This is a genomic window from Oceanobacillus sp. HCA-5259 (genome assembly GCF_037892815.1).
In the GTDB taxonomy this organism is placed as follows: domain Bacteria; phylum Bacillota; class Bacilli; order Bacillales; family Amphibacillaceae; genus Oceanobacillus; species Oceanobacillus indicireducens.
This window is the reverse complement of sequence record NZ_JBBKBV010000044.1, coordinates 1-21,904: the sequence shown is the minus strand read 5'-3', so window position 1 is coordinate 21,904 and position 21,904 is coordinate 1. Positions and strand designations below refer to the sequence as shown.

Here is a 21,904-nt window from a genome sequence, read left to right as displayed (position 1 = left end):
TCACAGATTCATGAAGAATTCAGGGCTTTTTATATATCCTTCTATCTTATGTATGATTCTAGTAATACTAGCAAGGAGAAATGATCCCCTTCAATTTCAATAAAGTTCTTCAGTTGTGAAAGCTTCTTTCAGCTCTTCTGCTAATGCTGTAGATTTTGGTGTTCCTGAATAATGGCTTATATTTACGATCCTGAACTCCTTATCCAAGCCACTTCTTCTCAAGAAATCATTAACAATATTTTGCTTTGGATTTTTCCCCATGACTATTAACGTGTGCGTTTTACCACCTAATAGGTTTAGCTCATTCTTTAGGATTTCACCGAATAATTTACAGAAGTTGTTATAGAACTCTTCTCCTTGAGTTTTGTCGTAATTTAATTTATCTATTGCTTTATTCATTGCTTTTTTAATATCAGGTCCATAACTCGTTGGGAATCCTTTTATAAAGTCTGTCATATAAGTTCCACTCACTGCCTGATTATAGAACTCTTTATCGTCTTCATTTTGCATCAGAGCATTTTTATATTTTATTGGACTTGGAATCGGTTGACGTCTTTCACCTGACTTAATACTGCGTACTTGAAACATTTCAAAGTGCTCTAATGTTTCAGTACCTTCGGCCGCTTTTAAGTCGATGCCCTTTGCTCCAGCATTCACACCTAACAAGACAAACCCTGATCTTAATGTGGCGCCTTCAGCTTGTAGCTTATCCCAATCTTGTAACACCTCTATATTTGCTGCGGCCTCCTCATGAGCTTTCTTTTTCGTTTGGTCGATCCAATAGGCAAAGCTACTATAGTTAGCAATGCTACCACCTTCTTCTGGCTCTAAGGATAATACCTTTTGAAAGGGAATTGCCTTGATTTCACTTTCTGTTAAGTATTTTCTTGCAATCGTTGCGAAGTTTAATCCAGTTTCTTTTAATGCTTGATATTGTTCTTTTGTAATTATGTTGTTCATATTATGATCCCCTTTTATATATATTTTTACTTTCATACATCATTTATTCTTAAGCGTCTTAACTACCTTACATTATTCACTATACATAAAGTTATGTGTCAAATAACTCCCATAAGGTATATTATTCATATTTTTTCAAGATATCTTTAAGTCCTTGCTTCAATTTTCCTCTTAAACTAAGAGGTTCTACAATTTCTACTAAATGACCATATTGTAATGCCCAGTAATAAGTGGCATTTTCATTTGCTCTCACACGTATCATTATTTCATTTTCGTCCTTTTCACTGATTGTATAATCCGTTCCATACCAATCGATGAAAATACCGATATGTTCTTTCTTCATTTTTATTTTTATTGGCACACTTTCACCGCTAAACATATAGATATGTTCATTCATATATTTAGCTAAATCAAAGTTTTGCCTTTCTCCAATAATGTTTCTTAGTGGATTGATAGGCTTTACTAATATTTCTACTTCTGATATTCTATCTATTCGCCTGCTCTCTAATCGATCTCCTCTCCCCGCATAACAGATGACATAATATCTAGAATTAGAGTTGACGATATAATACGGATGAATGATTTCTGTGCGAACATTTTCTAATTCTGCATGTTCATTAAATCGGCATACCGTAATTTTAATCTGTTTCCTCTTTTCAATTGCTTCGTCGATCTCGTCTAATACAGGATACAGATTCTCGTTACTTGTTCTACTAAGGCTTTGTACATAATGTATATTGCGATTCTTATTTTTTAAACTTACAGGGGATAGAGATTTTAATTTTTCTATGATGGCTTTTGCTTCTTCTGCTCGTATGTATGGGGCAAATAATATACTATCGATGAGGATTCTTAATTCATCATCCTTGAATTTATTCTTCTTGTAAATTCCTCGCTCTCCCTCAATATATCCACAATATCTCAGGGAAGCAATACGTTTACCAAGGGTTTTTCTCGTTACTTCTATATTATAATTTCTTTCTAATAGATTTAATATATCTTGTTGATAGATCTTTTTGTCCTCATTAGCATATTCAGACAATATTTCCAATATATACAGTACTAACAAATCTTTATCATACATATTCTGTAATACTCCCTTCTACTTATAGTTTTGTGGACGACTTAATGAATTTCATAATACGTATTCAATGCATCACCATCACCATATGTAGTTGAGTTGGTTCGTTCCCAACTACATATGGTGATGGGAAAGCCGACTTTGGTAATTATGAAATTCATTCGACTATATAATCATAAGACATTTAAGAAGATATATCTAGGTTTTATTACCTGGTCGATTAGTAGTGAATACTTAAAATCCAGTGGCAATATAGATAGACATACTATTATAGTAGGATCCTTCCAGTTGGGTGTTGTTACTGTGAAGCTTCACAAGTTTATCTAATTTCAAAAACTTTTTTAATGAGGTCTTTATATTCTCTATATTCTTTTGTGCCTCTAACTTGATATAATGATTCTGCAATGGATTTGTAATACCAATGTTGTAATTCTCTCCCGGCATTAAATTTTTCCCAAAGTTTTTCTTTTTCAATTTCATAGTCTTTGAATATAGATCTCATATTTGACAATTTATCAGCAAGTGTAGCAATTTCAATGTATTTTGATTTATTTGTCTTTAAGCGGTTTAGTGTATTTTGTTTTCTATCCATCCATTTTTTAGACTTATCTTCACTCTGACTTCGAACTAAATTTGCAATGTTTTCATTAAATACTTCTTTAAGTGTTTCATAAGATACATAGGCATCCTCTATCGTGTCATGTAGTATTGAAGCGGACACTACATCACTATCAACTCTACCATTTTCGTTCGTCAAATTTGCTGCAATTGTTCCTGCCTCAAGACAGTGCAATATATATGGGATGTCTGTTCCCTTTCTCGTTTGATTCACGTGACAAGCTGTAGCAAACTGAATTGCTCGATTGATCATATACCCATCTCCTTTTTAATTTGAAGTCAGTTTATTGAAATCTGACTACATATTATAGACTACCACATTCTATGGGTAACTTTATACACATAATATTTTTTCTTTCTTGTTGTACAAGGAGAAATTGCTCATAAGTTACTTATAATTAATTAATCAATTCTATATTCTAATAGCAACATACAAGATAGCTCTATTTTAGTAGAATAAAAAACCTTCCCTCACTTGGTTTGTTAGACTATTTAATTGTTCCGTGCTGTTTGAGTTGACTCGACAATATATCCCTTGTCGTTTCTCACTTTAAATAGTTCTTGGTGGAATGAAATGGACTTTTCTACTTTCAGATATCTTCTTATCCTCCAGGAATCATATTGTAAATAATACATTTAGACTAATTATAATAGATGCACTTTCGCAATGTTAATTAGCCTAAATCTAACATGATTTCCTCCATCTATCTATCTTGTCAATTCCCCTACTGAAAATCTATTCTATCAAGTCAACCCATATTTTAGGCATTTAAACCCCAACAACAAAAGGGGTTCCACCCGTTTACTTACTTAAATAACCGTAGGAGAAACCCTGTAAACTTTATTCTATCAATACTTCAACTCTTCTTATTCATCTTACTGTACAACCATAATAAACCCCTGCTTTTTTCCGCCCCTCCAACCCGCATTCCACCGTTTGAGTTATAATAAAGTTTTGCTACGGAACCCCTATTTTCACACTTTCTCGGTTCAAAAATGACCGTTTTTCGGGCCTTTTTCGGCTGTTTTTCATGGTTTTTGGAGTGTTATAATATAGTTTTGGGAATGGATTGAAGAAAAGTAATGGACATAAGAGATGAAGAACAAAGAGGAATTATTGGATAAGTATTGATTTGTTATTGAATTAGTATTGAATCGGATATTGGACAAAGCTAGTAATATCAATGGGTTAGGAACATAACTGTATTGAAAAGTTATTGGAAAAAGACATGAAAAAACTCGGGCTCCTGGTGAGGAAAACCCGAATTTTTGATGAGTTTTAAATTGAAAAAGCAAATGTTTATTCTTACAGAATTGGTGGTGGGATTAGCAAGAGTTTATTATGACTGCCAATTGTTTTTTTAATTAGACACTTACCTAGACATCAATGCTACGCACTCCACATGCGGCGTATTCGGAAACATATCAACCGGCTGCACTTCAATTGTACGATACCCACCATCTTCTAATATTCGAAGATCCCGCGCTAATGTCGAAGGATTACAAGATACATACACAATCCGCTTCGGTTCCATTTCGATCATCGCTTCAAGAAACTCCGGTGCACAGCCTTTTCGTGGCGGATCCACAACAATCACATCTGGATCTAAACCTTCACGTTTCCATTCCGGCATAACCTTCTCTGCTTGTCCAACGACAAATTCTACGTTATCCATGTCGTTTAGTTTTGCGTTTGCTTTTGCATCCTGAATTGCTTCCGGAACAACTTCCACTCCATATACTTTCTTTGCCTTTTGTGCTAAGAATAATGAAATCGTACCGATACCACAATATGCATCAATCACGACATCATTCTCATCGATCTTGGCATATTCCAAAGCTTTATCATAAAGTACTTTAGTTTGTACAGGATTCACTTGATAAAATGATTTTGCTGAAATGGCAAACGTCAGGTCGCCAATTTTATCATGGATATATTCTTCTCCCCATAACACTTTCGTTTTCTTACCAAGAATAAGGTTCGTGCGTTGCTCGTTAATATTTTGCACGATGGATTTGATATTGGGAAATTTCTCCGTCAGTTCCTGAATCAACATTTCTTTACCCGGAAGTTTATTTGATTTGGTGACTAAAACAAGCATTATTTCTTTTGTTGCATAACCGGTCCTGAGCATGATATGGCGCAAGACTCCGCGGTGGTTTTCCTCGTCATATGCTTCGATCCCAATCCGGTTTGCGATATTTTTCACTTCCGGAAGAATCTCATTAATTTCCTCGGCCTGGCTGCTGCACGTATCTAAATCTTCAACGATCCGATGACTTCGCTTTTGATAATAACCGGTAATAAGTTTTCCGTCTTTTTCTCCAACCGGAATTTGCACTTTGTTTCGGTAATGAAATGGGTTGTCCATCCCGATGATTGGATGAACCAGCACATGTTCCAGATGTCCAATCTTCTTCATGACATTCTGTACTTGATTCTGCTTCATTTGCAGTTGGAGGTTATAGCTCATATGTTGCAACTGGCAACCACCACAATGCACATGACAAGTAGGATCAACCCTTTCTTCACTTGTACTCTTCAGCTCAATCAATTTACCGAACCCGAAATTTTTATTCACTTTGATTACTTTAACAACCGCTTCTTCCCCCGGTAGACCATTCGGGACAAATAATGGATAGCCCCCTACTTTCCCGACACCATTTCCTTCATGTGTCAGGTCTTCAAAAGTCAATGTTACGTATTCATTTTTCTTTACAGGAGCAATTGATTTTGCCATGTTAATCTTCCTTTAAACCTTCAATTTGTTGATGGATAAATATTTCCGGGACGATCATTTCAATATGCTTGTTCAAGTTGACAAATTCACCAGGCAGCAGTCCGCCATATTCTCCGTCTACATTTAACTGCATTTTCTCCGTCGGGGTGACTTTGATCCGTTTTGATTTCGTATAAATGATATTATCATTATTCAAATGCGCGCCTCGGAGTGCAAGGCTTGCGATATGAATGAATTCTGCTAAATTCACTTTCTTTAAAATAAGCATATCGAAATAACCATCATCAAGCTTGGCGTCAGGTGCAAGCTTTTCAAAACCTCCGACCGAATTTGAGTTGGATATTAGAAATAACATAATATCTTCATCGAGGACATTGCCGTCATACTCGATTCTTGCTCTTGCCGGTTTTAAGGATGGGAGCATTTCAATTCCTTTAATATAATAGGCAAGCTGGCCGAGGACGGTTTTCAACTTGATTGGTACGTCATAGGTAAGCTCGGTTAACCGGCCACCACCTGCGATATTAATGAAGTATTGGTCGTTCACTTTACCGATATCAAGATCCATTGTCTCGTTGGCAACAATAATTTCAAGTGCTTTCTTAATATCCCGCGGGATATTCAACGCTCTTGCAAAATCGTTTGTTGTACCTGCTGGAATGATGCCCAGCTTCGGACGGTAAAATTGTTCTGCAATCCCATTGATGACTTCATTAATCGTGCCGTCACCTCCTGCTGCAATAAGGAGATCATATTGCCGCTCAACTGCACGTCTCGCTTCTTCCATCGCATCGTTCTCGCCTGTCGTCGCATGGGCAGATGTTTCATAACCCGCAATTTCCAATGTCTCAAGGATAAGTGGCAATTCTTTTTTAACTGCCTCCTTCCCTGAAGTTGGATTATATATCACACGCGCTCTTTTCATTCGTATTCCTCCCTGATTTTCATAAGGGCAACTGTCAATGTAAACTCTATTCTCCATCATAAGCCTTTTTACTAAAATTTAAAAGCAGGAGCTTATATCCGTTAAATTTAAGCCTTGCCTTTCATAAAAATCGAGTACTAGCTCGGTTATTCCTTTTTCACCTTATTGGATGCTGCTATTTGACAAGGTTTGCTGCGCTTATCATACAAACGATCGGAAAGATTACTCCTTCAGAACATAAGAGTACCTCTATCCATACGAATGACATAAGGGATCAATCCTTCAAGGAATTAGAGCACCTCTATCCATACGAAGGAACGGAAGGATCAAATCTTCAAGGCATTAGAGCGCCTCTATCCATACGAAGGAGCGAAAGGATCAAATCTTCAAGGCATTAGAGCGCCTCTATCCATACGAAGGAGCGAAAGGATCAAATCTTCAAGGCATTAGAGTGCCTTTATTTATACGAACAAGCATAAAGATTAATCCTTCGAGGGATATAGAGGACGCACGTTCACTTTTTGGCCGGTAGAATGCATCTATTAGACAATTTGACGACTTTAGTCCATCTTATATATAAAACAACACACCCACTTAAATTATAATAGCTAGGCAACATCTGATAAAGTTATTGGTTCATTTTATTTTATACAGTGAAAGAAAAGCGGGAACCCTATCATTTGACAGCATTCCCGCTTTTCTTTGAACTTAACGTTTCTCTAATTCTTCTTTCAATATCTTATTCACCATCGACGGGTTCGCTTGACCTTTTGTTGCTTTCATCGTCTGACCGACGAGGAAGCCGAGTGCGCGGTCTTTCCCGTTCTTGAAGTCGATAATGGACTGTTCGTTCTCATCAAGAACCCTGTTGATGATTTCTTGCAGTTTCACAGGGTCAGAGAGCTGGACGAGCCCTTTTTCATGAACGATCTTCTCCGGATCGCCGCCTTTTTCCACAATCTCTGCAAATACTTTCTTCGCGATTTTAGAGGAAATCGTTCCATCTTCAATTAGTTTGATTAATGTTGCAAGAGATTTCGGTGTGATGGCAAGATCATAGAGCTCCTTCAAATGCTTGTTCATATAAGCAGAGACTTCACCCATGAGCCAGTTTGACGCTTGTTTGATGTCTGCGCCTTCCGCAATTGCTGCTTCGAAGAAATCAGCCATTTCCTTTGAGCTTGTAAGTACTCCAGCATCATACGCTGAGAGTTCAAGTTCTTTTACATAACGTTCTCTTCGTGCATCTGGAAGCTCGGGGATTTCACTCTTGATTCGTTCTTTCCATGCGTCATCGACATATAAACTTACGAGGTCCGGCTCTGGAAAGTAACGATAATCGTCTGCAGCTTCTTTCACCCGCATAAGAATCGTTTCTTTTGTCTTTTCGTCATAGCGGCGGGTTTCTTGTTCAATCACACCGCCGGAAAGCAATACCTTCTCTTGGCGTTTCTCTTCAAATTCAAGTCCTTTTTGAACAAAAGAGAAGGAGTTCAAGTTTTTCAGTTCAGCCTTTGTTCCGAATTCTTCTTGGCCAATTGGACGTAAGGAAATGTTCGCATCACAACGTAAGGAACCTTCCTCCATCTTTACATCCGAAACACCTGTGTACTGGATAATATTCTTTAATTTCTCTAGATAAGCATATGCTTCTTCCGGCGTACGCATATCAGGCTCGGAGACAATTTCAATTAACGGAGTACCTGCACGGTTGAAGTCGACATAAGAATAGCCGTCATCTCCGTGGGTTAATTTACCAGCATCTTCTTCCATATGGATACGGGTAATTCCAATTCGTTTCTTTTTCCCGGCTACTTCGATTTCAATCCAGCCATTTCGACCAATTGGATTTTCATCCTGGGTGATCTGATAAGCTTTCGGGTTATCGGGATAAAAGTAGTTCTTGCGGTCGAATGTCATATTTGTTGTAATTTCACAATTCAATGCCATTGCCGCCTTCATTGCAAAATTCACCGCTTCTTCATTTAGTACAGGAAGTGTTCCTGGGTAGGCCAAGTCAATCGGGTTCACGTTCGCGTTTGGATGGTCGCCGAAAGCATTGACACTAGGACTGAAGATTTTAGATTTTGTTTTTAATTCAACGTGTACTTCTAAACCAATAATCGTTTCAAAATTCATTTAGCCGCACCTCCAATATCGGGGCGTTGTTTATGAAAGTCTGTCGCTTGTTCGAATGCATGGGCAGCACGATAAACCATTGCTTCATCAAAATGTTTACCGATGATTTGCAGTCCGATCGGCAATCCTTCACTTGAGAATCCACACGGAATCGAAATTGCCGGGACACCTGCAAGGTTTACAGGGATTGTTAAAACATCATTTGCATAAGCTATCACCGGGTCATCCATTTCTTCGCCTAATTTAAACGCAGTTGTTGGCGCAGTCGGCCCAAGGATAATATCATATTCTTCAAAAATTTGCTCGAAATCATTTTTGATTAGCGTGCGAACCTTTTGCGCTTTCTTATAGTAAGCATCATAATATCCCGAGCTAAGTGCAAACGTACCGAGCATAATCCGGCGCTTTACTTCTTCACCGAAGTTTTCACTTCTGGAACGCTTGTACATATCAATCATGTCTTCTACATTTTCTGCGCGCACTCCGTAACGAACACCGTCAAAGCGCGCAAGACTTGCTGACGCTTCTGCTGATGCAAGTATATAGTATGTGGATAACGCGTACTTCGAATGTGGTAAGGACACCTCTTCACAAGTTGCCCCGAGGGATTCGTACTTTTCAATAGCTGCTCTAACAGCATCTTTAACTTCCTGTGCAACACCTTCACCAAAGTATTCTTTTGGTACAGCGATTTTAAGACCTGCAACATCTTTTGTTAAAGCATCGGTAAAGACGGGTACCTCGAGATTTGCACTTGTTGAGTCTTTCTCATCATGTCCGGCAATCACTTCTAGAACCCTGGCATTGTCCTCAACCGTACGAGTAATCGGACCAATTTGATCCAAGGAAGATGCAAAAGCAACTAAACCAAAACGGGAAACACGACCATACGTCGGTTTCATTCCAACAACACCGCAAAATGCTGCAGGTTGGCGAATTGATCCACCCGTGTCAGATCCTAAAGCAAACTTAAGTTCACCTGCCGCTACTGCAGCTGCTGAGCCACCACTGGATCCTCCTGGCACACGGTCTGTATCCCATGGATTTTTCGTCTTTTTGTATGCTGAGTACTCTGTACCAGATCCCATTGCGAACTCATCCATGTTTAATTTACCGATTGTAACTGTTTTTTGTTCTTTTAATTTCTCAACTACTTCTGCGTCATAGAGCGGATCATTAAAGTTTTCTAATATCTTGCTTCCGCTCGTTGTACGTAAGTCTTTCGTAACAATATTATCTTTAAGTCCGATTGGAAGACCGAAGAGGCTCTTCTCTTCCGAACTCTCATCCAACTCTTTTGCCTGTTTCATGGCATTCTCTTCATCCAGCGTAATAAAGGCCTGGATTTCATCATCAACTTCCTTGATCCGATCAAGGGAAGCTTTCACTAAATCTTGGACCGAAATCTCTTTATTATGTAGCTTCTCTTCAAGCTCCTTAATCGAGTGGTCAAATAATGACATGGGATTTCCTCCTTTATAAAGGTGGTTCAAAAAGTCTGGTGAAAAGGACACTCCTTAAAAGAAGTGATTCTTCTAAACCCTCCACGTCCTGTGGACAATGTAGAAACGTCATCCTACACGCAAGAAGCTCGTTAGCTTGTTTTCCCGTCTCCCAGTACAATTCTGGTACTGGGAGCTCTTGCCGCTCCGAACTTCGACGCACAGGACGTTGTGTACTTAGCCGACCTCGGTCCTTTTCATCCTCTTTTGAACATTCTCTTATATGAACTTTCAATTACTCAGAAAGAATAGATGGTACGCGGAATTGACCGTCTTTATGATCAGGAGCATTCTTCAGCGCTTCCTCTTGGGTAATCCAATCCGTTCTTGGTTCATCTTTCCTCATAACGTTTTCTAACTGAATTACATGGGTTGTTGGCTCAACATTTGTCGTATCTAGTTCCTTGAGCTGTTCTGCATGTTTAATGATCGACCGTAATTCTTCTGCAAGCTTTTCTGCTTCCTCATCTGTAATATGAAGTCTCGCCAAATCAGCAACATGCATTACTCGTTCTTTTGAAATATCATCTGCCATCGCTCGAACCTCCTAGCTTTATCAAATAAACTCATTTATTACATTTTAATATTATATCACTAATGATGATAGCAGAGAAGTCTGGACATTAGCAAGCTAACCACAAACAGCGATCGTTTATCCATTTTAAACAAAAAAATTCCTGAAATGATTATTTCCATTTCAGGTAAGCTGTTTTCATTATTGGGGATAATAAAAACGAATGAATCTACTGATTTTTTTAATACTCTCCTACATTATTGAAGATAGGCGGGTGTCGCTCTCCCCAAGTCAAATCGTCTGCATCTGTGTTTACCGCAAAGAAGACTCCTGAAACTAAGATTGCTGCGAGTGCAAAACCAGATAATAGCTTCTTCATTTGTACATCCCTCCTTTAAATGTTAGATAACTCTTTATATGAATCATTAGCGAGTTTGTAATATTTCGTCGCATCCTTATACTTATGGATGCTTTCGTAATGCTTAGCAAGCATCGTCGCAAAAATAAGTGTATTTGCATGATCCTTCCGTTTTTTCAGGAATGGAATGAACTTATCCTTAACTAGATTCACAAATTTCTTCGCTTCACCATTAATCGAGTGATGATACGTCCATATCACATAATGGTAAAATTCATAGACTCTATTTTTAGGATGCTTTTTCAATAATTCCAGTGCATCCCCAATCATTTCATTCGCTTTATCAAACTCTTCCATGTCGTAATAAACTTTAATCAGTTCTGTCAGAGCTGGTACTTTATCTTGAACAATGATTTCCTTATCATCTACTATTTCCAGATAATATTTAATTGCTTCCTTATTTTCACCTTTGGTTGCGTACAAGTAACCAAGATTCTGATTAGTGAGTTGGATGAGCTCCCGATTACTGTTTAGGCCGGCAAGATGTTTAGCCAAGTTGTAATTTTCAATCGCTTTATCATACATTTTGATGCGGCGATAAGATATTCCTAAAACGATATGACTTTGCGCGCAACGCATGAAATGATACTTTTTCATAAAGGTATCTAATGCCTTGTTCGCATATTCAATCGCTTCTAACGTGTGTCTTAACTTGCTGAATGTAATGGAAATCGTATAATGCAGATCAGCAACTTCATCTTCTGTCACTTCGAGCTTACGTGTTAATTCTTCCGCTTTTAGGTATTTATCAAGGGCAATCGCTGTTTCACCTGTCTGCGAATAATAATTCCCTCTGTATTTAAACCAGAAGTAAAGCTCCCTTGTTTCAAATGAAGTGGACATCTTATTTAATTTGTTAATCTGGTCAAGAGCCTTATTGTTTTTATCCAAGAGAAGGTAATAGCGAATCTTATGAATTTCGAATAAAAGCATGCTGCCAGACAAATTCGTATCCATCAGTTCTTGCAGCTCTTTGTAAGCTTCCGTAATTTCATCCTGTTGTCGGTTGTAGAATAGCATGCTGAACCATTCTTCACATTTTTCTTCAATCACATCATCCATTGTTTGGCCTAGTTCAATGCCAAGTCGGTTACATAGCAGCTGGATTATATGTGTACTTGCTTCTGTCTTCAAGTTCTCAATCTTTGACAGGTATGATACGGAAACGATTCCTTCTGCAAGCTCACCCAAGGTCATTTTTTGTTTTGTACGTTGCATTTTGATGAATGAGCCAATTTCTATCATATGTTCCCCCTGCCACCTCTACTAAAATACTATATCTACTCGCTATATTTATATTATAGCATAATTTCTAAAAATTCATATTGGGAAAATTATTGACTATAAGTAGCGATTATCTAGGTTAAAATTTTCCTATTTTCCTCAAAAAAGAAAAAATGCCATGTTAATTGTCCAAAAGAGCAATTAACATGGCATTTCTTTATATCTATTAAATTACAGCATTTCTGACGTTGTCTTACCTTGCATATGCTGAATAAGGTAGTCTGGACCGCCTGCTTTTGAGTCGGTTCCGGACATGTTGAAACCACCGAATGGTTGGTAACCTACGATTGCTGCGGTACAGCCGCGGTTAAAGTAAAGGTTTCCAACATGAAAGTCAACTCGTGCTTGTTCCAGATGCTCGCGGTTATTCGTGATAACGGCCCCTGTTAGACCATATTCAGTGTTGTTTGCAATCTCAATTGCCTCGTCAAAGTCTTTAGCTTTCGTTAATGCAACAACAGGACCGAATATTTCTTCCTGCATAATGCGGGCTTTCGGATCGACATCAGCAAATACAGTCGGTTTAATGAACCAGCCTTTACTGTCGTCCCCTTCACCACCAGCAACAAGTTTTCCTTCCTCTTTCCCAATTTCAATATAGCCCATAATCTTATCATAGGCTGCTTGGTCGATAACCGGTCCCATGAAATTATGATTGTCTGTTGGGTCTCCATGAGTCAATTCATTCGTTAGCTCAATCACGCGATTCTTTACTTGATCATATACATCTTCATGAATGACTGCGCGTGAGCAAGCAGAACATTTCTGTCCAGAGAATCCAAAGGCAGATTGAACGATAGATTCTGCAGCAAGCTCTAAATCTGCTTCATTATCTACCACTATCGTATCTTTTCCACCCATTTCAATGATTGTACGTTTTAGCCAGATTTGTCCTTCTTGGACAACTGCTGCACGTTCAAAGATACGTGTACCAACTTCACGGGAACCTGTAAAGCTGACAAAGCGTGTGCGGGGATGTTCTACAAGGTAATCCCCCACTTCGCTTCCTGGTCCTGGAATATAGTTGACGACACCTTTAGGCATTCCGGCTTCTTCCAGAACTTCCATCAGTTTATAAGCGATGATTGGTGTTGCACTGGCAGGTTTTAATAAAACAGTATTACCTGTTACCATTGCAGCGGTTGTCGTTCCAGCCATAATTGCGAACAAGAAGTTCCAAGGAGAAATGACAAGCCCTACTCCTAATGGAATATAATGAAACTGGTTATGTTCAATCGGACGGCTATTTACCTCCACCCCGTCTTTTATTTTAAGCATCTGACGGCCATAGTATTCAAGGAAATCAATTGCTTCAGCTGTATCTGCATCTGCTTCTTTCCAAGGCTTGCCACCCTCTTTTACAAGATGGGCACTGAATTCGAACTTGCGACGACGTACAATGGCTGCTGCACGGAATAAAATGTCTGCGCGGAAATTCGGATCTGATTTCCTCCATGTTTTAAACGTTTCATCGGCGACTTCCATCGCTTTATCCGCGAGTTCTTTATTTGATTTCGAAACAAACCCCAGTACCTCTTCTTTATTTGCAGGGTTTACGACTTTAATTTTATCTTCAGTTGTAATGCGTTCGCCACCAATAATGAGCGGGTATTCTTTACCAAATTCCGCTTCAATCTTCTTTAGAGCATCTTCCATCTTCCTACGGTTTTCCTCTACAGTAAAATCTGTGAAGGGTTCGTGTGTGTATGGAACTACCATGTAAAAAACCTCCTCCGTGATTTTGTTGCAATACTAGATTGCAATTCTACTTTATTCCCATCTATTATTGTAACGAAAGTAGTGTAACCGTTCAATAAAAACGCTTACACGAAAAATAAAATAGACTCGAAGGATAGCAGTTTCTGATTATCCTCCGAGTCTAGTTCTATTAATGATAGATATGAATGGTCGGTTGTTCTTCCTTAGCGTTCCGGTAAATAAGACTTTCCACATTGTTGCTCGAGGTAACATTAACCTCTAAATCATAATAATTCGGGAAAATTTTTTGCACTTGGTCATAGGCGTATTGGGTAAAACCAATTACTTCCGCTTTCCCGTAAAACTCGATTGGGACTTCAATCGTTAGTTGTTGCAGTTCGCCATCGACATAGAAGCCGCTGCCGATCGCCCCGACATAGTTTGGAAAGAAGTCGGCAATTTTATTTCCGAAGTTATTAAAATTCTCATAGTCTGTTAAATATTTATCACGCGCTTCATTGGATGGGAATAGAACATATTCTTCATCAATATCTTCCCAATTACCAATTTTCTTCTCTCCACTTGGAACAAGAGTTTTCGTGACATAGTTTCCCGGTACAGGCGAGTTCTGCGCCTCCTCCCGGTAGAGCGCGATTAAAATTGGTACATCGGGAACGTCTTCTGATTCCCGCAGACGCTCCACAACACTTTCTGCAACTTCATAGCCCTTTGCAAGCATCTCGTTCATTGATATATCATAGTAGAAATAATCTCCACCTTGTTCCAATTGGTAACGATAGACCGACTTCAGAGCGATACCGATTGAAATTCCTGCAACTTGTACGGCATTCTCCTCATCATTCTCCTGTTGCAACAAATAGTTTTGCTCTAAAATATGCGAGAAGATACGTGGATTGTTTTCATTCGCTTCCTTATCCCAATCCTGTAAATCATCCGGTCGCTCCGGGTTAAGTTCATCTATCCAATTAATAACTGTCTCCTCATCCAAGTAGCGTCCTTCCTGAAAATAATAATCCTCTGGGTCAAAGTAATCGACGGAGTGACGTCTCAACCCTTCTTCCATCTCATCAATATCAACGCGGTTTGCCACTTGATTGCCGATTATACCACGCGCTTCACTCGTCCGGTATGGAAGGATCATGCGATATGCCTTTTCCCCCAAGCGACTGCTTGGAACGATGGACGTTTCAACCTCCGTATCTTCCTCATTCTGTAAGACCTCATCATCACTATCCAATGATGGTGCACAGCTTGTAAGCACAAGGAGGGCACATAATAATAGAACCGTCAGCTTTTTCATTTTTCTTCACTCCTTGCCTAACCATCTAACGCTTCCAACAGCTGTTCTTCGTTCCAAATTGTAATACCAAGCTCTCTAGCTCGATCATATTTCGACCCTGCTGCTTCCCCGGCAACGACAAGTCCCGTCTTCTTGCTTACACTGCCGGTTACTTTTCCGCCGAGGGCTTCGATTTTTGCTTTCGCTTCATTTCTGCTTAACTTTTCTAATTTGCCAGTAAGGACGACCGTAATATCCATAAATGGACTATCCTCAGCACCGGTTGCTTTTTTCGGTCCCGTGTACTCCATGTTCACCCCAAGATCTTTTAGTTCTTGGAGCATTGCATTCACTTTATCCTCGGAGAAATACTGTTCCAAGGAATCTGCCATCTTTTCCCCGATTTCATCAATAGCAACAAATTCATCGTACGTTGCTCGCTGCAGACGTTCCATCGTTTCAAATTCCTGGGAAAGAATCTGGGCTGCTTTCTCCCCGATAAATCGGATGCCAAGCCCAAATACTAATTTCTCCAACGAATTGCCTTTTGAAGCTTCGATTGCGTTCAGAAGATTGGATACCGATTTCTCTCCCATCCGTTCAAGTTCCAACAGTTTCTCCCGCTCTAGACGATAGAGATCTGGTATCGTATGAACTAATCCTTCATTAAATAACTGCATGACAAGCTTTTCCCCAAGTCCGTCGATATTCATCGCATTCCGCGAGACGAAATGGATCATCCCTTCGATCAGTTGCGCCGGACAGTTTGGATTAATACAACGGAGCGCCACCTCTTCTTCCAAACGGACAAGTTCTGTATTACATGCTGGACAATGGGATGGCATTGCAAATTCAGCTTCCTCACCAGTCCGTTGTTCTTTCACTGCACGGACAACTTTCGGAATGATGTCCCCTGCTTTTTTAACAACGACTGTATCCCCAATCCGGATATCCTGTTCGCGGATAAGGTCTTCATTATGCAAGGATGCGCGTCCCACTGTCGAACCGGCAATTCGAACCGGCTCTAAAATACCTGTCGGAGTAACAACACCGGTACGTCCCACACTCAACTCGATATCGAGCAGTTTCGTCACCACTTCTTCTGCCGGGAATTTATAGGCAATCGACCATCTCGGGCTCTTTGCTGTAACCCCGAGCTCCTCTTGTTGATTCAAATCATCAATTTTTATGACGATCCCATCGATCTCATATGGTAAATCTTGGCGTTTCTCCGTCCAGTAATTGACAAATTCTATTACTTCTTCAATAGTATCGTATTTCTTCCATTCCGGATTTGTTTTGAAGCCGAGTTCTTGCAAACGTTCCAATCTGGCACTGTGGGTAGGGAGTGTATTACCTTCCCAGACACCGACAGCATACAGAAAGACATCCAAGTTCCTGCTTGCAGCGACTTTCGGATCCAATTGGCGTAAGGAACCTGCGGCAGCATTACGCGGGTTCGCAAATAGCTCCTGATCCTTCTCTTCCCTTATTTTATTCAAGCTTTCAAATGAAGCTTTCGGCATGAACACTTCGCCGCGTACTTCAAGGGTTTCCTTATCTTTAATCGTGAGTGGGATACTTCTTACCGTACGCAGATTCACGGTAATGTCCTCTCCCACCATTCCGTCGCCTCGTGTCGCACCTCGGACAAATTTGCCGTCCTCGTATGTCAAGGAAACGGCGAGTCCGTCAATTTTCAGTTCGCAAATATAGGAGAAATTTTCCCCAAGTGCATTCGTGACCCGTCTCGCAAAATCCCGAAGCTCCTCTTCATTGAAAGCATTGGACAGACTAAGCATCGGTACTTGATGGCGTACTTTCTCAAAGCCTTCAATCGGTGCACCGCCGATCCGCTGTGTAGGCGAGTCTGGTGTGATGAATTCCGGAAATTTCTCTTCCAGTTCTTCCAGTTCTCTTAATTTTGCATCGTACTCTGCATCCGGTACCGTTGGCTTGTCGAGCACGTAGTATTCATAACCGTATTGATTAAGCACTTCCTTTAATGCATCAATTTTTTCTTTAGCTAGTTGTTTATCCACTAGAGAAAGCACCTCTATTCTTTCGTTATCGGAGCAAATTGGGCGAGCAGGCGTTTAACTCCTGTTGGCGCCGGGAAGGCAATATCAAGTTCCATCTTATCTCCTTCGCCCTGGACACGGACAATCGTGCCTGTTCCCCACTTCTTATGATTCGCCTTATCGCCTGCTTTCCACTCCTCATCGGCAGCGGTGGAAGCTTGGACTGTTCGCCGCGCTTTTCGTTTCGGAGTGAATGCCTCTTCCGTTCGGCTTGCAAAGGAACTTCCGAACATGCTTTGTTTCGCTTGTTCCATTCCTTCCAGTAAATCTTCCGGAATTTCTTGGATGAAGCGGCTGATCGGGTTCATATTCGTACGACCATATAACGTACGCATCTTGGCACTCGTTAAATAAAGTATTTTTTCCGCACGGGTGATCCCGACATAAGCAAGCCTACGTTCTTCTTCCATCTCGTCTTCATCAAACATGGATCGACTGTGCGGGAATACATTCTCTTCCATTCCAATTAAAAATACAACAGGAAACTCCAGTCCTTTCGCTGCATGGAGCGTCATCAACGTTATTTTCCGCTCCGTCTCTTCTTCATCTATCTTGTCGATATCAGCAATTAATGCGAGATCCGTTAGAAAGGCGACAAGGGATTTATCTTCTTCAGCACTCTTTTCAAATTCCTTCGTTACCGTTTTGAATTCCTCTAAGTTCTCTAGGCGGCTCTGGGATTCAAGGGTTTGTTCCCTTTTCAACATTTCTTCATATCCCGTTCGTTCGAGCACTTGCTCGACCATATCAGTTGCGGTAAGGAATTCCTGCTGCTGTGCCAAGCTTTGGATCAACTCGCCGAACTCCGCTAGTGAACTCGCAGCCCGTTTTGATACGCCTGTGAAATCCACTTCTTTTACCGCTTCATAAAAGGAAATATCATGCTCCGCTGTATAAGTTCTTAGTCTTTCCACAGTCGTTGCACCGATTCCACGCTTCGGTTCATTTACAATCCGCTCAAAGCTAATATCGTCATCCGGATTCGTGATTAAGCGCAAGTATGCAAGCATATCTTTAATTTCTTTCCGATCATAGAACCTTGTTCCACCGACCATTTGGTAGGGTATGTTCGATTTCATAAGTGTATCCTCTACTGCCCGCGATTGAGCGTTCGTCCGGTAGAGGATAGCTATATCATCTGGCTGATAACCATCTTTTATCAATTTACGAATTTCGTCGGCTATAAATAGGGCTTCATCTTGTTCCGTTGTTCCTTCGTAATACGTGATCTTACTGCCATCATCATTTTCCGTCCAGAGATTTTTCGGTTTTCTTCCAGCGTTATTCTCAATCACATGGTTGGCAGCTTGCAGAATCAGTTTTGTTGAACGGTAATTCTGCTCAAGAAGAATGGTTCGTGCACTCGGATAGTCTTCTTCAAAGGTTAAGATATTCCCGATATCCGCACCACGCCAACGATAGATGGATTGGTCCGAATCTCCGACGACACAGAGATTCTTGAAACGGTTCGCAAGTTGCTTCACAAGGAAATATTGCGCATGGTTCGTATCCTGATACTCATCGACATGAATATATTGAAATCTGCGCTGATAATATTCGAGTACTTCCGGCACCCGTTTGAACAGAATAATCGTCTGCATAATTAAATCATCGAAATCAAGTGACTGGTTTTTCCGAAGCATGGTCTGATAGCCGGAATAAACTCTCGCTACCTGTCGTTCAAAAAAGTTCCCAGCCTTCTCTTCAAATTCTTTATCTGTTATCAGTTCGTTTTTCGCCGAACTGATTTGGCCAAGCATTGCCCGCGGATCATATTGCTTGGGGTCAAGATCAATATTTTTTAAAACTTGTTTCACAACCGAGAGCTGATCTGCACTATCTAAAATTGTGAAATTCCGATTGTAGCCAATCCGGTCGATATCTCTTCTCAAAATCCGCACACACATCGAGTGAAAAGTCGATACCCACATATACTCTGCCTCTGGTCCGACGAGACGCATGACACGTTCACGCATTTCCCGTGCTGCTTTATTTGTAAAGGTAATCGCTAAAATATTTCTCGGTGCGACTCCTTTTTCTTCTAATAGATAAGCAATACGGTGTGTCAGCACCCTCGTCTTTCCACTGCCCGCTCCAGCCATGATAAGCAAGGGACCCTCTGTATGCTTCACCGCTTCCTGTTGTTCCTTATTAAGTCCAGCTAATAACTCATTCGTTGTTCGGCTCATTTTTTACCACCGCCTTATTCATTCTTCACTGCTTCCACAGTCTGTAATGCTTCTTCTATATTCGTATAAATGCTGTTGCCGACAATGACGACATCTGCATATTGTTTCATCTCTACTGCTTGCTCTTTCGTTTCAATTCCTCCGCCGTAAAAGAGCTGCGTATCATCCAGTATACCACTTACCGTTTCAACAAGCTCCGGATCACCGTATTTCCCGCTATATTCGACATAAAATATCGGGAGATGGAATACATGTTCCGCCATATAGGCATATGCTTGCACGTCTGCTGCATCAGGCATAAAACAATTCGTGTATGTAAATGCTTTGGCCTCTTCGTTTAAAATACAGTAACCTTCAAAGAATATTTCACTGAATTCCATCAGATCACTATATTCCTTTATCGCTTGGTGCTGCACGTCCATCATATATTTCTTCTCCTTGGAGTTCAGGACCATCGGAATGAAATAATAATCAAATCCGGGAGTAAGTGCTTCCTCCTCTGAAACCTCAAGAATACAAGGAATCTGATGGTTTCTTCTTATTCGATGCAGTAAATCAAGCACCCCGTCCAGCGTAATATTATCGGTTCCGCCAATAATAATGGCATCTGTTCCCGACTCACAAACTGCGTCTAAATCTTCATCAGATATTTCCTTCGCGGGGTCTAATTTAAAGATATGTTTCCACTCGTTTAACACATTAGATTGATTCGTCAACCGCTCCATCCTCCATTATGTTCTTCCATTGATTTATTATAACAAAAAACACGCTGGGAAATTAGGATTTTATTGTGGAATTTAAAAGGAATATTGATAGAGGTAAAAAACAGCAGAAGATGCTACTCCCCTGCTGTCTTTGTTATTGGCTTTCTTGTTCTCTGAGGCGATCGACGACTAGTTTATAGCCATCACTGCCAAAGTTTATACAGCGGCGCACCCTTGATATGGTTGCAGTCGATGCGTTAGTGTCGGTTTCAATCGAACTGTATGTGGAACCTTCCAAAAGCATTTTTGCCACTTGCAATCGTTGAGCGAAAGATTGAACTTCCGACATTGTGGCTAAATCATCAAAGAATTGATAGCATTCTTCACGATCCTTTAATGATAAAATGGCATCAAATAATAGATCCAATTGTTCTCCTCTTAATTTATCAATTTGCAATGAAAACCCTCCTGATTCACTTTAGGGTAAACTTGCTCCAATCATATTAATTGGATATCGTTACGGACTGCTCCATACCCGGATCATTCGGTACGACATTAATCCATGTCTTACCCGGAACAAAGCCAACCGGCTGCCCGTCCTTCATTGGAACAAGTCTACCATTATCATTCTGCCACTCTACTTCTTGAACTTTACCATTCTGAATGAGATAGGCATTTCCTCCAGAGTCAAAATCAATATTCCGTCTGCCAGCATCATCAATCACTTCATGAAACGTTTCAATAATGAACACATTGGCGACTTCTACAGATGCTCCTGTATTCAAGTCCACCGTTTCCTCCTCATTACTATACCTTTTATATGTTCCCTTGCTTTCATCAAAAACATATTGCACGGTTTCCAGGGGATTTTCACTATAAACTATTTCTACCCGTTCGGCTGTTTCCCCTTCAATTGCCGCAGTTTCTTCTTCATTTAAAAATGGTAATGGCTCATATTCAGCTGTCATTTCATAGCCCTTACCTTCAGCCGTCTCGTTGATGGCATCGGTTAGTAAGTAAGAGTTATGAGGCGCTTCTCGGGAACTATCCCGTGTAAATAACTGACCATCATTATCATAAGTCGAACCATTTAAGAATTGGATTTCTTGATCGATAATCATTTGATCAATAAAATCTGCCGCTCCGTGATATACGTAAAGAGCTCCGTAGCGGTTTGCCAAGTCAAAATAATATTCCCGGGCACTGCGTACTGGCCCGATTGTTTCCGGGATTTCACTTTGGAAGAGCGCAAGCAATCTTGTAATTTTTGCTTCTGCTAAAATCTCAAATACAATATCCGCCTCAGCTAGTCCCGATTGCGGCCGAGCTTGTCTATGGTTGTTCACCATCACACCAATGATGCGGTTATCGACTGGTTCATCTGCATAAAGCCCGGTTAGAGGATATTGATTCTCACCTTCCGCTTGCTCGATGCCGTCCTTTTCACCTCTGCCTGTCCCCTTCTCCTCTTGTTTCGAAGCACTTCCATCATCTTTTGAGCAGGCGACTAATAGAGCTCCAATGATTACAGTAATAAGTATTAATTTTCTCATCGTCCCACAACTTTCTATTCGCGTATTTTGGTAAATTCACCCTTATTATACGCGTTACAGAATCTGCCCGCCACCTCTTCTTGTAATCATTTATCTCTATCATACTTTATCACTTTAACACTGTAAAGCTTAACGTGTTTTCACAAAAAACTGGGACAGGGGGTCAGAGCCAATGTCCCGCTCACCAACTGGCGCAG

At 40.3% G+C, this 21,904-nt stretch carries 17 protein-coding genes; all 17 read right to left on the bottom strand.

Annotated features, from left to right (window positions below):
* Positions 1–96: 96 nt before the first annotated feature.
* The 17 genes from WKU33_RS16940 to WKU33_RS16860 all read right to left on the bottom strand — a co-directional run bounded on the left by WKU33_RS16940 (position 97) and on the right by WKU33_RS16860 (position 21,707).
* A complete protein-coding gene (locus WKU33_RS16940; RefSeq protein ID WP_340455711.1) occupies positions 97–996 on the bottom strand; it encodes a hypothetical protein in 900 nt (299 codons plus the stop codon).
* A gap of 85 nt (positions 997–1,081) precedes the next feature.
* Entirely contained in the window at positions 1,082–2,029 is a 948-nt protein-coding gene (locus WKU33_RS16935; RefSeq protein WP_340455710.1) for a helix-turn-helix transcriptional regulator, read from the bottom strand.
* A 331-nt stretch (positions 2,030–2,360) separates the two neighbouring features.
* A complete protein-coding gene (locus WKU33_RS16930; RefSeq protein WP_340455708.1) occupies positions 2,361–2,912 on the bottom strand; it encodes an HD domain-containing protein in 552 nt (183 codons plus the stop codon).
* A gap of 1,120 nt (positions 2,913–4,032) precedes the next feature.
* A complete protein-coding gene (gene rlmD, locus WKU33_RS16925) occupies positions 4,033–5,400 on the bottom strand; it encodes a 23S rRNA (uracil(1939)-C(5))-methyltransferase RlmD (protein WP_340455706.1) in 1,368 nt (455 codons plus the stop codon).
* A 1-nt stretch (position 5,401) separates the two neighbouring features.
* Positions 5,402–6,325, bottom strand: coding sequence for a diacylglycerol kinase (locus WKU33_RS16920; protein ID WP_156856859.1), 924 nt, complete (start codon positions 6,323–6,325; stop codon positions 5,402–5,404).
* A 708-nt stretch (positions 6,326–7,033) separates the two neighbouring features.
* Positions 7,034–8,464 (bottom strand): Asp-tRNA(Asn)/Glu-tRNA(Gln) amidotransferase subunit GatB, encoded by a 1,431-nt coding sequence (gene gatB / locus WKU33_RS16915; RefSeq protein ID WP_336253110.1) that lies wholly within the window; start codon positions 8,462–8,464, stop codon positions 7,034–7,036.
* Positions 8,461–9,927 carry an Asp-tRNA(Asn)/Glu-tRNA(Gln) amidotransferase subunit GatA gene (gene gatA / locus WKU33_RS16910; protein ID WP_156856861.1) on the bottom strand — a complete coding sequence of 489 codons (1,467 nt, stop codon included), beginning with the start codon at positions 9,925–9,927 and terminating at the stop codon, positions 8,461–8,463. Before gatA ends, gatB begins: the two co-directional genes overlap by 4 nt.
* A 274-nt stretch (positions 9,928–10,201) precedes the next feature.
* Complete coding sequence (gene gatC / locus WKU33_RS16905; protein ID WP_156856862.1) at positions 10,202–10,501, bottom strand: Asp-tRNA(Asn)/Glu-tRNA(Gln) amidotransferase subunit GatC; 300 nt, start codon at positions 10,499–10,501, stop codon at positions 10,202–10,204.
* Positions 10,502–10,721: 220 nt separating this feature from the next.
* On the bottom strand, positions 10,722–10,859 hold the full coding sequence (locus WKU33_RS16900; RefSeq protein ID WP_156856863.1) for a hypothetical protein: 138 nt from the start codon (positions 10,857–10,859) through the stop codon (positions 10,722–10,724).
* A gap of 15 nt (positions 10,860–10,874) precedes the next feature.
* On the bottom strand, positions 10,875–12,143 hold the full coding sequence (locus tag WKU33_RS16895) for a helix-turn-helix domain-containing protein (RefSeq protein WP_336253108.1): 1,269 nt from the start codon (positions 12,141–12,143) through the stop codon (positions 10,875–10,877).
* 210 nt (positions 12,144–12,353) lie between these two features.
* Positions 12,354–13,901 (bottom strand): L-glutamate gamma-semialdehyde dehydrogenase, encoded by a 1,548-nt coding sequence (gene pruA / locus WKU33_RS16890; protein WP_188859046.1) that lies wholly within the window; start codon positions 13,899–13,901, stop codon positions 12,354–12,356.
* Positions 13,902–14,070: 169 nt separating this feature from the next.
* A complete protein-coding gene (locus tag WKU33_RS16885; RefSeq protein ID WP_156856866.1) occupies positions 14,071–15,201 on the bottom strand; it encodes a CamS family sex pheromone protein in 1,131 nt (376 codons plus the stop codon).
* A gap of 17 nt (positions 15,202–15,218) precedes the next feature.
* Complete coding sequence (gene ligA, locus WKU33_RS16880; RefSeq protein ID WP_156856867.1) at positions 15,219–17,222, bottom strand: NAD-dependent DNA ligase LigA; 2,004 nt, start codon at positions 17,220–17,222, stop codon at positions 15,219–15,221.
* Positions 17,223–17,236: 14 nt separating this feature from the next.
* A complete protein-coding gene (gene pcrA, locus WKU33_RS16875) occupies positions 17,237–19,450 on the bottom strand; it encodes a DNA helicase PcrA (protein WP_336253107.1) in 2,214 nt (737 codons plus the stop codon).
* Positions 19,451–19,464: 14 nt separating this feature from the next.
* Positions 19,465–20,166: a heptaprenylglyceryl phosphate synthase gene (locus WKU33_RS16870; RefSeq protein WP_373290852.1), complete on the bottom strand. Its 702-nt coding sequence runs from the start codon at positions 20,164–20,166 to the stop codon at positions 19,465–19,467.
* A 142-nt stretch (positions 20,167–20,308) separates the two neighbouring features.
* A complete protein-coding gene (locus WKU33_RS16865; RefSeq protein WP_188859038.1) occupies positions 20,309–20,611 on the bottom strand; it encodes a YerC/YecD family TrpR-related protein in 303 nt (100 codons plus the stop codon).
* A gap of 46 nt (positions 20,612–20,657) precedes the next feature.
* Positions 20,658–21,707, bottom strand: coding sequence for a DUF3048 domain-containing protein (locus WKU33_RS16860; RefSeq protein WP_188859036.1), 1,050 nt, complete (start codon positions 21,705–21,707; stop codon positions 20,658–20,660).
* Positions 21,708–21,904 lie beyond the last annotated feature (197 nt).